The 12,837-nt window shown below is 58.8% G+C and carries 8 protein-coding genes and 2 rRNA genes; 5 read left to right on the forward strand and 5 right to left on the reverse strand.

The features are described 5' to 3' along the window. A 23S ribosomal RNA gene (locus E0486_RS15600) occupies positions 1–697 on the forward strand; the annotation flags it as partial. Between the two features lie 75 nt (positions 698–772). Next, positions 773–884: ribosomal RNA gene (rrf, locus tag E0486_RS15605) — 5S ribosomal RNA — on the forward strand. Between the two features lie 138 nt (positions 885–1,022). On the opposite strand, the gene E0486_RS15610 is transcribed toward rrf, so the two are convergent. Together E0486_RS15610 and rpsT are read right to left on the reverse strand one after the other, a co-directional pair. After that, positions 1,023–2,756: a M14 family metallopeptidase gene (locus E0486_RS15610; protein WP_131853455.1), complete on the reverse strand. Its 1,734-nt coding sequence runs from the start codon at positions 2,754–2,756 to the stop codon at positions 1,023–1,025. Positions 2,757–2,856: 100 nt separating this feature from the next. After that, positions 2,857–3,111: a 30S ribosomal protein S20 gene (gene rpsT / locus E0486_RS15615; protein ID WP_131853457.1), complete on the reverse strand. Its 255-nt coding sequence runs from the start codon at positions 3,109–3,111 to the stop codon at positions 2,857–2,859. A gap of 163 nt (positions 3,112–3,274) precedes the next feature. On the opposite strand from rpsT, the gene E0486_RS15620 reads away from it, so the two are divergent. Then, entirely contained in the window at positions 3,275–6,022 is a 2,748-nt protein-coding gene (locus tag E0486_RS15620) for a 2-oxoglutarate dehydrogenase E1 component (protein WP_131853459.1), read from the forward strand. Positions 6,023–6,126: 104 nt separating this feature from the next. After that, complete coding sequence (odhB, locus tag E0486_RS15625) at positions 6,127–7,356, forward strand: 2-oxoglutarate dehydrogenase complex dihydrolipoyllysine-residue succinyltransferase (protein ID WP_131853461.1); 1,230 nt, start codon at positions 6,127–6,129, stop codon at positions 7,354–7,356. 44 nt (positions 7,357–7,400) lie between these two features. On the opposite strand, the gene E0486_RS15630 is transcribed toward odhB, so the two are convergent. Continuing rightward, positions 7,401–8,579, reverse strand: a complete 1,179-nt coding sequence (locus E0486_RS15630) for a hypothetical protein (RefSeq protein WP_131853463.1) — start codon at positions 8,577–8,579, stop codon at positions 7,401–7,403. A 152-nt stretch (positions 8,580–8,731) separates the two neighbouring features. Between E0486_RS15630 and E0486_RS15635 the strand changes: the two genes are divergently transcribed. Then, positions 8,732–9,811, forward strand: a complete 1,080-nt coding sequence (locus tag E0486_RS15635) for an RsmB/NOP family class I SAM-dependent RNA methyltransferase (protein WP_131853465.1) — start codon at positions 8,732–8,734, stop codon at positions 9,809–9,811. On the opposite strand, the gene E0486_RS15640 is transcribed toward E0486_RS15635, so the two are convergent. Together E0486_RS15640 and E0486_RS15645 are read right to left on the reverse strand one after the other, a co-directional pair. Next, positions 9,806–11,815, reverse strand: coding sequence for a S8 family serine peptidase (locus E0486_RS15640; RefSeq protein WP_131853467.1), 2,010 nt, complete (start codon positions 11,813–11,815; stop codon positions 9,806–9,808). The two genes, E0486_RS15635 and E0486_RS15640, sit on opposite strands and share 6 nt — an antisense overlap. Before the next feature lie 5 nt (positions 11,816–11,820). Next, positions 11,821–12,828, reverse strand: coding sequence for a hypothetical protein (locus E0486_RS15645; RefSeq protein WP_131853469.1), 1,008 nt, complete (start codon positions 12,826–12,828; stop codon positions 11,821–11,823). Positions 12,829–12,837 lie beyond the last annotated feature (9 nt).

Consider the following 12,837-nt stretch of genomic DNA (forward strand, 5'->3'; position numbering starts at 1 on the left):
CTTCGTTTGCTTAGGGTCTAATCCCTTACGGGAAACAGTGCATGGTGGGTAGTTTGACTGGGGTGGTCGCCTCCTAAAAAGTAACGGAGGCTTGCAAAGGTTCCCTCAGTACGGTTGGTAATCGTACGTAGAGCGCATCAGTATAAGGGAGCTTGACTGTGAGACAGACGCGTCGAGCAGGGGCGAAAGCCGGCTGAAGTGATCCGGTGGTTTCCGTATGGAAGGGCCATCGCTCAAAGGATAAAAGGTACTCCGGGGATAACAGGCTGATCTCCCCCAAGAGCTCATATCGACGGGGAGGTTTGGCACCTCGATGTCGGTTCGTCACATCCTGGGGCTGGAGAAGGTCCCAAGGGTTCGGCTGTTCGCCGATTAAAGTGGCACGTGAACTGGGTTCAGAACGTCGCAAGACAGTTCGGTCCCTATCTGTGGTGGGCGCAAGTAAATTGAGAGGACATGACCTTAGTACGAGAGGACCGGGTCGTACGTACCGCTGGTGTATCAGTTGTGCCGCCAGGTGCAGCGCTGAGTAGCTATGTACGGACAGGATAAACGCTGAAAGCATCTAAGCGTGAAACCTTCCTCAAGATGAGTTTACTTTTAAGGGTCGTCAGAGACGATGACGTTGATAGGCTACAGATGTAAAGCTGGTGACAGCAAAGTCGAGTAGTACTAATTGCCCGTACGCTTTAATTTTTTTCTTATCTATTCTCGCTTGTTTAGCAACGATTCCAATATGTCACTTTATTGATGACTCGATCATCACCAATATTATGGTGGTTTTGCCGAGGGTGTTCACCTCTTCCCATCCCGAACAGAGAAGTTAAGCCCCTCATGGCCGATGGTACTGCACCAACATGCGGGAGAGTAGGTAGCCGCCATATCTCTTTAAAAGCCTCAGTGAAAACTGAGGCTTTTTCTTTTACCCCACCTCCCCCACAAAACTACACGGGGAAAAAGAGCCTATTAAAGAAGACAACGCCTCATAAAAAAGAGACCCCCCCGGGTCTCTTTTCCTTTTATCATCGTGCGACCCGGTACACCGGGTATTGCATATGGCCCGGCTCGTAATAGGGGGTGCGCCGGTAAATGAAATCCAATTGGGCGGCCGCGCTCCTGGCAAAAGCGGTATCCGTCCTCCGCTTCTCCTCCAGCTCGCCTTTTATTTCCGGGTGCTCCGCCAGGTAGCCTGCTGCCGTTTCTTCAAAGACATAATCAGAAAAACCCTCTTTCTGACCCAGGATGGGATCGAAGAAGTTCCAGGCAAAGTAGGAATCTTCGGCCTGTGGCTCCAGCGTCTCCACCAGGAAGCGAATGCCGAATTGATTCGTCTCAATAAAATAGTCGCCCTTGCGGAACTTCTGGCGGATCTTCTTTTTGCTGACCCGCACGTTCGTATTCAGGTGGTGTCCCTCATACGGCCTTGTCCCCGCTGTATAGCTTTCAATACGGTACGCTTCAACTTCGAAAGCGGTGTCAGCCAATAACCGGCGCATACGAATACCATTCGCCTGCAGTCGCTCAATTACCTTCCACCATCCCTGCGGAATCACGTAAGCGGGCGGCACCGTCACTTGGAGCGAATCGCGGTAGGTGTCGTAAAAAGGGATCTTCCTTTCGAAGGGTTTGCTGCGATCATAAAAACGACGCGGCAACCCGGACACGGCACTGGTGCGCGTTGTGGCTTCGTAGCCTTTAAAATCAATCTCGGTCTTTCCGCTTTTATCCCAGCTCCAGGCCAGCGGGAGCTCCGTCGCGGCCGAGAGGTGCGCAAATTGAGCGGTCCGTAACCGGCGCAGTTCCGCGCCGTTAGCGGCCATAAAGGCGATAAAAGACTCCATCAGCGCCCGCGTTGCTGCTACCCGCTGCGGGTAGGGCTTCAGCATATGTGTTTCGGGCACAAAACCGAAGGAATTCCAAAGCGTTGTATAGCCACTGGAATACCTCGGGCCATCCACAAACTGCGGCCAACCCTGCTCGGGCGGTGCATCGCTCCAGTGGTTGACATAGGGAACGAGATCATATCCGGCGCCTTTCATGCGCGCATACAAGGCCGGTTCGAATGTCTTTTTCAGGTAAGCGCCCATCGGGCCACCCAACTTGTTGTGCTGCGTGCTCAGGAGCGTCATCACGTGCTGGTAGTCGGCGCCGTTGCTCACATGATTGTCTACAAATACTTCCGGGTCGAGCCAGCGGAAGATCCGGGCGAAGCTGAGCGCATTGCGGCTGTCAGCCTTGATAAAGTCGCGGTTCAGGTCGAGGTTTTGCGCGTTGCCGCGCGAGCCCTTTTCATCGGGGCCGGCCTGGTCCACGCGGTAATACGGGCTCCGGTTGAGGGCGCCGCCGATATTGTAAACAGGGATGATGGCCAGCACGACATTGTCGGGCAACTTGTATGTGCCGGCCACGATATCGCGCACGAGCAGCATCGAAGCGTCGATGCCGTCGGGCTCGCCGGGGTGAATCCCGTTATTGACAAAGAGGATGGTCTTGCCCTTTCGGTGGATCGAAGCCGGGTCAAAATCGCGGTCATTCGATACCAGCACCAGGTGCAGCGGGTAGCCGGCGTCTGTCCGGCCCATTTCCCGCAGTTGCACCTGCGGTGCCTTTGCGTCGAGCCGCTTCCACCAGGAAATGGTCTCTGTATAGGGTGGCGAGCTGTTGCGGCCATGGGTTTCGAACCAGGTGGGAAGAGCGGATTGTCCGGAGGCGGCCAGTACGGCCACCAGGAAAAAGGGGAGGAGGCGAAAGCGCATCCGCTAATATAGCCCCGAATAAAGGCCGGCGCTACGCTTCGGTCCAACAAAAAAAGCGCTCCCGTGGGAACGCTTCGAAGCATTTATAGCGAGGAGTCGATTACGCGAGCTTGTTGAGGCGCTGGGCGAGTTTGCTCTTCAGGTTGCTGGCCTTGTTCTTGTGGATGACACCACGTTTGGCGAGCTTGTCGATCATTGCGATCACCGAAGGCATCTTGTCGCCGGCAGCAGCTTTGTCCGACAGGTCCTTCAGGTCACGTACGGCGTTACGGGTAGTTTTACCGTAATAGCGGTTGCGCTCACGACGCTTTGCGGACTGACGCACATCTTTCTTTGTTGCCTTATGATTAGCCATGTTCTTTTAATTTCGGAGGGCAAAGGTAAGAAAAATGTCTGATGTCTGATGTTGCATCGCGGATTTTTTTTGTTAAGAGGGTTTTTGCAACCCTGTTTCCGGATTTGCCCGGGAGAGTGAAACAACGGTATATTTGCGTACCCAAAATTCAAATCCCCTTTTCATGAAGGATTTCTCGTATATCACGAATTCCCATCCTGCCTATATAGAAAGCCTTTACAACGATTTCGTGGAAAACCCCTCGGGCGTAGACCCTGAATTTCGCCGTTTTTTTGAAGGTTTCGACTTTGCCGTGAACCAGGGTCGCAACGGCAGCCCGGCTGCTCCCGCCGTCAACGGCACTGCTGTGGACGCCGGCTCGCTGACGAAGGAATTTGCCGTGTTCAGCCTTATCGAGGCGTACCGGAAAAATGCCCACCTCGTTGCCAAAACAAACCCCATCCGCCCGCGTAAAGACCGCGGCGCAGCGCTTGAGCTCAAGGATTTTGGCCTTTCCGATGCCGACCTCGACCAGAAGTTTGCTTCCGGACAGGCCTTAGGGCAGCCTGGGGCCAGCCTCCGCCAGATCGTGGAGCGCCTCGAAACGATCTATTGCGGCCATGTGGGCGTGGAATACCAATATATTGTTGACCGCCACCGCCTCGAATGGCTGCAGCAACAGGTGGAGACCGTTTTTGCCAGCCCCCTGCCGCTCGAAAAGCAACGTCGCGTGCTGGAGAAGCTCAACCAGGGCGTTATTTTCGAAAAGTTCCTCCATACCAAATACGTCGGCCAGAAGCGCTTCTCGCTGGAAGGCGGGGAGACCACCATCGCCGCCCTCGACGCCATGATCAATACCGGCGCCGAAGTAGGCGTGCAGGAAGTGGTGATCGGCATGGCCCACCGCGGCCGCCTCAACGTGCTGGCCAACATCATGGGCAAGACCTATGAGCAGATCTTCTCCGAATTCGAAGGCACCGCTATCCCCGACCAGACGATGGGGAGCGGCGACGTGAAATACCACCTCGGCTTCACACACGAGCACAGCACGCCGTCGGGCGCCAAGGTGCACCTGAAACTGACGCCCAACCCCTCGCACCTCGAGGCGGTCAATCCCGTGGTGCTGGGCTATTCGCGCGCCAAGGCCGACGTGCTGTATAAGTCCGAATTCGACTCGGTGCTGCCCGTGCTGATCCACGGCGATGCTTCGGTGGCCGGCCAAGGTATCGTGTACGAGATCCTGCAAATGAGCACCCTTCGCGGTTTCAAAACCGGCGGCACGATGCACTTTGTGATCAACAACCAGATCGGCTTTACGACCGACTTCGACGACGCCCGCTCTTCGGACTACAGCACCTCACTCGCCGCCACCGTGCAGGCACCTGTGCTGCACGTGAACGGCGACGATCCGGAAGCGGTGGTGAAATGCGTGGAGATCGCCACCCGCTACCGCCAGCAATTCAATACCGATATCTTTATCGACATGGTGTGCTACCGCCGCCACGGGCACAACGAGGGCGACGACCCCAAGTTTACCCAGCCGCAGCTGTACGCCCTCATCGACAAGCACGCCAACCCGCGCGAGCAATACGTGCAGTACCTGATGCAGCACGGCAAAGCCGACGCGCAGGGCCTGGCCAAGGAAATGGAGCAGAAGTTCTGGAGCGACCTCCAGGAACGCCTCGACGAGGTGAAGCAGAACCCGCTCCCGTATAAATACCAGAAGCCCGACCTCGACTGGCAAACCCTGCGCAAGGCGACCGTGTCCGACTTCGACGGCTCGCCCGCCACGGCCATCAGCGAGGAGCAGTTCCGCACGCTTTTCAATGGCCTCATGAAATGGCCCGAAGGTTTCAAGCCGCTGCGGAAGATCGAAAAGATCCTGCAGGACAAGGTAAAGCTTTTCGAAGGCGAGCAAAAGGTGGATTGGGCCACCGGCGAGCTGCTGGCCTACGCCAGCTTGCTGGCCGACGGGCACGACGTGCGCATGAGCGGCCAGGACGTGAAGCGCGGCACCTTCTCGCACCGCCACGCCGTGATCTACGATGAGGCGACCAACCAGGAATACAACCGCGTGAACGGCGCCGCCAATGCTGCCAACCAGTTCCGCATCTATAACTCCCTCCTCAGCGAATACGGCGTGCTCGGCTTCGAGTACGGTTACGCGCTTGCCTCTCCCTCCTCGCTGGTGCTTTGGGAAGCGCAGTTCGGCGACTTCGCCAACGGCGCCCAGATCATCATCGACCAGTTCATTGCCAGTGCCGAAACGAAGTGGCAGCGGATGAACGGTGTGGTGCTGCTGCTGCCGCACGGCTACGAGGGCCAGGGCCCCGAGCACTCCAGCGCCCGCCTGGAGCGCTTCCTGCAGCTGTGTGCGGAGCACAACATGGTGGTGACCAACATCACGACCTCCGCCAACTTCTTCCACGCGCTGCGCCGCCAGCTGGCCTGGCCCTTCCGCAAGCCACTGGTCAACTTCGCACCGAAGGCCAACCTGCGCCTGCAGGCCACCTATTCGGCGATGAGCGCCTTCACACAGGGCGGCTTCCAGGAAGTGATCGACGATGCTTTCGTAACCGACGCGGGCGCCGTGAAGAAAGTGCTGTTTTGCAGCGGCAAGGTGTATTACGACCTCGCCGAGCGGCAGCAGAAAGACAACCGTGGCGACGTGGCTATCGTGCGCCTCGAGCAGATCTACCCGCTGCCGATGAAGCAGCTGGAAACCCTGCAGGCGAAGTACCGCGGCGCCACCTGGTTCTGGGTTCAGGAAGAGCCGCTCAACATGGGTGCGGCCGCCTTCCTGCGAATGAACCTCGATCGCATCAATTTCGGCATCATCAGCCGGCAGGCCAGCGCCTCCACCGCCAGCGGCTACAGCAAAGTGCATGCAGGCGAGCAGGCAGAGATCATAGACACGGCATTTAATGTCTGATGTCGGTTGTCTGATACCGGGTATCTTTTCAAATCAGACATCCTGCATCAGAGATCAGGCATTATAAGGACGAATCTTAGGATAAAACTGAAAACACATTTGGGATGATTGAGATCAAAGTGCCTACCGTAGGCGAGTCGATAAATGAAGTGACCCTGGTAAAATGGCTGAAAAACGACGGTGACTACGTGAACCGCGACGAGGTGATCGCCGAGCTCGAAAGCGAGAAGGCCACCTTCGAGGTGAATGCCGAGCAGGCCGGCGTACTCAAAACCGTTGGTAAGGAAGGCGATACCCTCAACATCGGCGACGTGCTGGCGCAGATCGACGAGACGGCACCCAAGCCCGAAGGTGTAGCGGCTCCTGCAGCCGAAGCGCCCGCCGCGGAAGCTCCGAAGCCGGCAGCACAACCCGCCCCTGCAGCCGCCCCGGTAACTTCGGTGCCCAATGATGTGAAGGCGACACCCGTGGCCTCCGCCATCATTGCCGACAAAAAAGTGGACCCCAAATCGATCCAGCCCAGCGGCTACAATGGCAAGATCCTCAAGGAAGACGTTTTGGAAGCCCTCAGCAACCCGGGCCGTAAGCCGGGTACCGCCGCTTTCAACCGCGACGAAAAGCGGGAAAAGATGAGCAACCTGCGCAAGACGGTATCCCGCCGCCTCGTGGAAGCCAAGAATACCACGGCCATGCTCACCACCTTCAACGAAGTGGACATGAGCGCCATCATGGCCATCCGCACGGCCAACAAAGACAAATTCAAGGAAACGCACGGCGTGAATCTGGGCTTCATGTCCTTCTTCACCAAGGCCTGCTGCTTTGCGCTGCAGGAGTGGCCCGCCGTGAACGCCTATATCGACGGCGACTCGATCGTATACCACCAGTACTGCGATATCTCCATCGCCGTGAGCGCCCCCAAGGGACTCGTGGTGCCGGTGATCCGCAACGCCGAAAGCCTCAGCATGCAGGAGATCGAGAAGAAAGTACTGGAGCTGGCCGGCAAGGCCCGCGACAACAAGCTCGCCATGGAAGAAATGCAGGGCGGCACCTTCACCATCACCAACGGCGGTGTTTTCGGCTCGCTCATGTCGACGCCGATCATCAACATCCCGCAGTCGGCCATCCTCGGTATGCACAAAATCCAGGAGCGCCCCGTTGTGGTGAACGGCCAGATCGTGGTACGCCCGATGATGTACCTCGCCCTCAGCTACGACCACCGCATCATCGACGGCCGCGAGTCGGTATCGTTCCTCGTGCGGGTGAAAGAGCTGTTGGAGAACCCCGAGCTACTGCTGTTCGGAAAGGATCCGACCAAAGCGCTGCTCGGGTTGTGATCCCTGTAAATACACTGGAAAAGGCCCTCGCAAGAGGGCCTTTTTTATGCGTCCAAAAAGGCGGTGAACCCCGTACGGCGCACGAGTTCCGCTAGCCTTGCCCGCGCTTTTTTTCCGCTCCTTCCGGAGGCGTTGAGGTACACACGCAGCGCCAGCAACTCGTAGTAGTGGCGGAAGAGCGGATGCACCTGGATGAAGGCCAGGTCTTCATCGATCCATCGCCGCAGCAGTTCCGGCTTGCCGCCCCAGCGCGCCACCGCCATGCTTACCTGCAGCGCTTCCGGGTAGCCGGCTTCCATATTGTAACGGCCCGCATTTTCCCGCAGCGGGAGCAGGAGCCGCCAGCATTCCTGCAGGTGGCCGGTGAGGAGCAGGTATTCCGCGATGAGGTGGTGAAAAAAATCGTAGCGCCAGAACCCGATCGGCTTCAGGTGGCTATGACGCTCCGCCTGTTGTTGGATCTCCTCCAGGAGCTCATCGGTCGGAAGATCAAGTAGCTGGGCGTGCAGCAGGCGGGTGCCGAGGCAACGCGCCATCAGGAAGGGGTGCGGCGCCCGCTGCCAGTCATAGTCCGTAACCTTGGTAAAGGCTTGGAGGAATGCGCGTCGATCGCCTTTCAGGAAAGCACCGAGGCAAAGCAGTGCGTTGCCGAAAACACGTGTTTCCGTTGAGCCGTGTTTCACGTACAGGAACAGATACTGGCGGTAATCGCCGCAAAGGCCGTCGATATACGGGAACTTCTCAAAGAAGTAGCGACGCCCGGTCTCCGTCTTCAGCAGTAATGGAGCCACCCGGTGCAACAGGGGTGTGTGCGTCAGGATGCGCAGGGCGATGTTGCGGCTGGCATTATGGTAGTTCATATCCGACTCCTCCTGTAGCTGGATATTGAAGAAGTCGAGGTACAGGCGCGATTCCTGGTCGGCCTCCAGCGGCACGAAGTCGAGACTGCTGCGCTCACGCAAAAAGGTGGGCCAGTCGGGGTAACCGGAAAATTGCGCCAGGGTGTGGAGCGTGCGCACCGAGGGGGCAAATGGGGATCGGATAAACCCAAACAGGCGCCGCAGGGTCTGGGTGCTCACCACCTGGCCGGTGCTGCGCGCGATATCCGCGCTCAATAACGCGCAGTCGGCGCCGTAGGTCACCGGGCTGCCGAAAGAGCGGCGCACCAGTTCCAGAAGCAGCGCCAGCGCAGCGGCGTCGATTTCGTTCTTTTTGCGGGCCATGCCAAAACGAAAATACGTTAATGGACATTAATGGACGGACTGCAGCGCGGCAGCGCAAGGTAGATTTGACGCTCAGCACGAGGACAACTGTCGTCACCTGAACCAACTACTTCTATTACGGCCCTTCACCGCATTTTCGGCACCTTTGCTGCATGAAGGTGGAAGCCTACGTTAAATCAGCGGCAACGATTCTTACTGCCTATGACGGCAAGGTCCCGTTCGCGGCTTTTCTGAAAGACTATTTCCGTAAGGAGAAAAAATTCGGCTCGCGCGACCGGCGGACCGTGTCGCAGTTTTGTTATGCTTATTTCCGGCTGGGCAACCTGTACCGGAACCTGGCGGCCGAAGAGCGCATTTACAAGGCCATGGAATTACAGGAGGCCGGGTCGCTGACCAATGAGGAGGCACTCCAGTTATTTCCTTTGCACCGGCATTTGTCGCCGGAGATCGATGCACTCACATTTGCGCGCTCGCAATTGCAGCAGCCCGACCTATTTCTGCGCCTGCGGCCGGGTCATGAAGAGGCGGTCAAGCAGAAACTGGCAGCCGCAACCATACCGTTCACCGTCTGTGCGCCCGATTGCCTGGCTCTGCCCAATGGCGCACGGGTCGACACGGTACTTTCCATGAATGCCGAGGCCGTTGTGCAGGACCGCAATTCGCAACAGGTGCTTTCCGGGCTCCAGGAGCGACTGGCTCCCGATGCGAAGTTTACGCTCTGGGATTGTTGCGCAGCCAGTGGAGGAAAGTCGATCCTGGCGATCGACCGGTTCCCGCGGGTTCAGCTGACGGCTTCCGATATACGCGATTCCATCCTCAATAATTTACGGACGCGTTTCCGCGATGCCGGCATCCGTAACTACCGAGCCTTCAAAGACGATGTGGGCGCCTCCACCTTTTCGTTTGCCCACGACTTCGACGTGGTACTTTGCGATGCGCCCTGCTCGGGCTCCGGCACCTGGGGCCGAACACCGGAGCAGCTGCAGTATTTCGAAGAAGCACAGATCGCACACTATGCCTCGTTGCAACGGCGCATCGCTGTCAATGCGCTGCAGCAGGTGAAAAAGGGCGGTTATTTCCTGTATACCACCTGCTCGGTGTTTTCGGCGGAAAATGAAGACAATGTGGCCTTCCTGCAAAAAGCAAGCGGGCTGACATTGCTGTCCGCCCGCTATTTCAAAGGGTATGATCAAAAGGCCGATACGCTGTTTGCGGCCCTTTTTCAATTATAATTTAACCAGCTCCCGGGTGCCGATCAACCGGCCGCCGGCGTAAACCGACACAAAGTATTTGCCGGAAGCGAATTTCGACACGCTCACCGGTACGAGGGTGCTGCCGGCTGCGGCGGACCACTTCTGCTGGTGCACCTGCTTGCCGATGGCGTCGGTCACCACGATCAGCAGGTTGCTTTCGGCGCTGGGCAGGGTGAGTTGCACCGTAACCGTATTGCGGGCCGGGTTGGGCTGCAGCACGATGCTGCGGTCGGAGTAGCCGGGCGCATTGATTCCGGTGCCTGTGCAAGCTGCCGACAGGTTGATGGTTTGGGTGGCAATAATGTCGGAAGCCGGCGAAGCGACCGACGTGTCGAAGTACTGTACCACGCGGTAGTTGACGGTGCCGGCGGCTACGCCGGTCAGCGTATCGGCATACTGGTAGTTGTGCCGCGCGCCGAAAACGGGCCCCGTTCCGGCCGTGCTGAATACCGTTGTATAGCCCGCCTGGCCGGGTACGTTGCGCTGCAGCTCGTAGCGCATGCCCGATACGTCTTTACTGCTCCAGCTGATCGTAGCCTTACAGTTGCCCTGCGTGCTGGCCGAAGTGACCTGCGTTTTGGTGAGCGCAATGAGCGCCTTACGCACGTCGGGGATGCCGTAGCCCACGATGCTGTCGGGGGCCGTGGCCTTGGTGCCCGATTGCCGCAGGGCGTCGATGATGGCCATATTATTCAGCTCCGGGAATCCCTGCCAGAGGCAGGTGATGAGGCCTGCCAGGTTGGGGGTGGCGAAGGAGGTGCCATTGCCGCCGGCGATGGTGCCGCCGGGGTATTGAACGATAGTGCCCACGCCCACCGAGGCGACGTCGGGCTTTACCTGCCGGTCGGAAGAGGGGCCGCGGCTGCTGAAGTTGGCCGGCACGCCGGCGCTGTTCACGGCGCCCACGGCGAGCACGCTGTCGCCGTCGGCGGGGGTGATGATGCGGAACCAGCCGTTGGTGCCTTCATTGCCCGCCGCGTTTACCACGAGGATGCCTTTTTTTGCCGCCAGGTCGGCGCCGATGGCCGGGCGGGTCGTATTGCCGTCGAGGTCGGCGTAGGTATGGCTTTGCGCGCCAAAGGGCGCATCGAATGTATTGTAGCCCAGTGAAGAGGAAAGCAGGTCGCCGCCCACGCTGTCTACACGCTCGGCGCCGCACACCCAGTTGAATTCTTCGATGGGCGTTTCAGTGGCCGCGTTTTCGGTGCGGAAGAGCCAGAAGGAAGCTTTCGGCGCCGTGCCCACAAAGGTGCCTGGCTTGTTGGCGGCGATGGTGGAAAAGCACTCTCCGCCGTGCGCATCATCTTCGTTGACGCTGCCATCGAGCGCTACGAAATCGTACACGCCGAGGATCTGCCCGTTGAGCCGTACGCTGTCGAGCGAAGGCACGGTGAGGTAATTCTGGTAGCCGGCGTCGAGCATCCCGATCATCATCCCTTCACCGTGCAGGCCAATGTTGTGGAGGAACTGCCCGTTGTGGATCTTCACCTGCGCGGCCGACTGACCGTAGTTATACGAGTCGGCTTCCGTTTGCTGCACGCGCATCGGCGCGGCGGTGCCGGCGGGCTGGGTGAACTTGTTGTGGGCGGCAACGAGTGGCCCGCGGCCATTGGCGAAGCGCGCCGACAATTGGCCTACCGACTGCACGAAGGAAAAACCTTGTATCCGGGTCAGCGCGGCGGCATCGGTGGTCTGGATCGACACTTCGTTGAGCCACTTCGAGCGGTTCAGGATCGTGAGGTTGGGCACGGAGGCAATGCTGTCCAGGTAGCGCTGGGAGAGGGGCAAGTCGGTGCTGTCGATGGCGATGCCGTAGCGGGTGCGCCGGGCTACGGCGCGTGGCGACAGGTAGGCGTCCGGGGCCGCCAGCGAAAAGGTGTTGGAACCCTTGTTGCGCAGCTTCACCACGTAGCGGGTTACCTGCGCTTCGGACGAAAGGCCGGCCAGCAGGGCCAGCGCCACGAGGAGCTTCTTGCTTTTCATGTTGATCAGTTGTGTTCCAGTATGGTCCGCTTGACACCGAAGCCGATCGTGTACGGGGTGCCGTTGGGATTGGGCTGGAATTCATACAATACGTATTCCTGCGCAACGAGGCCGACGCCGCGGGCATATTGTTCGCGGGCAAAAGAGCGGAAGCCGAAGGGCAGGTACGCCGTCGTGGTGTCTTCGCCGTTGCCGTAGGTCCAGCTGTTGTTGTAATACTCGTAGTTGCGGCCCAGGGTGGGCAGTGTTTCGATACCGTTGAGCACTACGGGGCGGTTGGTGAAGTTGTACACCGACAGCAGGCGGCCCGGCGGGGGCGTTGCCGGCGGCGTGAGGGTGATCGTGTTGGCCGTGCTGTTGCCGCGGAGCCAAACGAGCTTAGAGCCGGTGGGGATCTGCACGCTGCTGCCGCTGACGTCGATGGTGTCGGGAAGGAGCTGCTCGTTCACGATGTCCACCGATGCCACGCCGCTATAGCTTTTACCGTTCAGGGTCAGGTCCTGGTTCACACCGGTTACGGTAAAATCCCAGTCGGCGATGTTGTTGTCGTTGTCGAAGGCGTACAGGTTGTTGTAGGGGTCGGCGCCGAGGAAGCGGTTGCCGCGCCAGGCAGCGCCTTCGCGCACGGGCGTGGTGAGACGGATGCTGCGCATATTGTCTTCCTGTAACTCGTAGGTGCCGGCGGTGACGGTGGCGAGGAACGTGCCTGCGGGCATCCAGGCTCCACTCCCGTTGACGTTCCGCAGCGAGCGGAAGATGCGCCAGGCGGGGCGCCCGAGCGCATCGGTCACGATCGTATCCACGAGGTGGCGCTCCTGGTAGGAATGCCATTCGGTGGTCCGGCCGGAGTTGGTATACACGGTGGAATCGAGGCGGTAGATGATGTATTTGCCCGGCTGGAGGCTCAGGTACTGGTCAGGTGTTTCCGGCAGCAGTTCTTCCTTGGAGCTCTTGCAGGCCAGGAACGAGGCCGGCAGCGCTGCGAGGAGCAGGAACGGGACGATTTTTCGCATAAGTTAGAA

This window comes from Flaviaesturariibacter aridisoli, from assembly GCF_004343705.1.
Classification (GTDB): domain Bacteria; phylum Bacteroidota; class Bacteroidia; order Chitinophagales; family Chitinophagaceae; genus Flavisolibacter; species Flavisolibacter aridisoli.

What these genes read in the sequence shown, in the direction of transcription:
- E0486_RS15610 (WP_131853455.1), bottom strand. Translation starts at nt 2,756, where the DNA reads ATGCGCTTTCGCCTCCTCCCCTTTTTCCTGGTGGCCGTACTGGCCGCC.
- rpsT (WP_131853457.1), bottom strand. Translation starts at nt 3,111, where the DNA reads ATGGCTAATCATAAGGCAACAAAGAAAGATGTGCGTCAGTCCGCAAAG.
- E0486_RS15620 (WP_131853459.1), top strand. Translation starts at nt 3,275, where the DNA reads ATGAAGGATTTCTCGTATATCACGAATTCCCATCCTGCCTATATAGAA.
- odhB (WP_131853461.1), top strand. Translation starts at nt 6,127, where the DNA reads ATGATTGAGATCAAAGTGCCTACCGTAGGCGAGTCGATAAATGAAGTG.
- E0486_RS15630 (WP_131853463.1), bottom strand. Translation starts at nt 8,579, where the DNA reads ATGGCCCGCAAAAAGAACGAAATCGACGCCGCTGCGCTGGCGCTGCTT.
- E0486_RS15635 (WP_131853465.1), top strand. Translation starts at nt 8,732, where the DNA reads ATGAAGGTGGAAGCCTACGTTAAATCAGCGGCAACGATTCTTACTGCC.
- E0486_RS15640 (WP_131853467.1), bottom strand. Translation starts at nt 11,815, where the DNA reads ATGAAAAGCAAGAAGCTCCTCGTGGCGCTGGCCCTGCTGGCCGGCCTT.
- E0486_RS15645 (WP_131853469.1), bottom strand. Translation starts at nt 12,828, where the DNA reads ATGCGAAAAATCGTCCCGTTCCTGCTCCTCGCAGCGCTGCCGGCCTCG.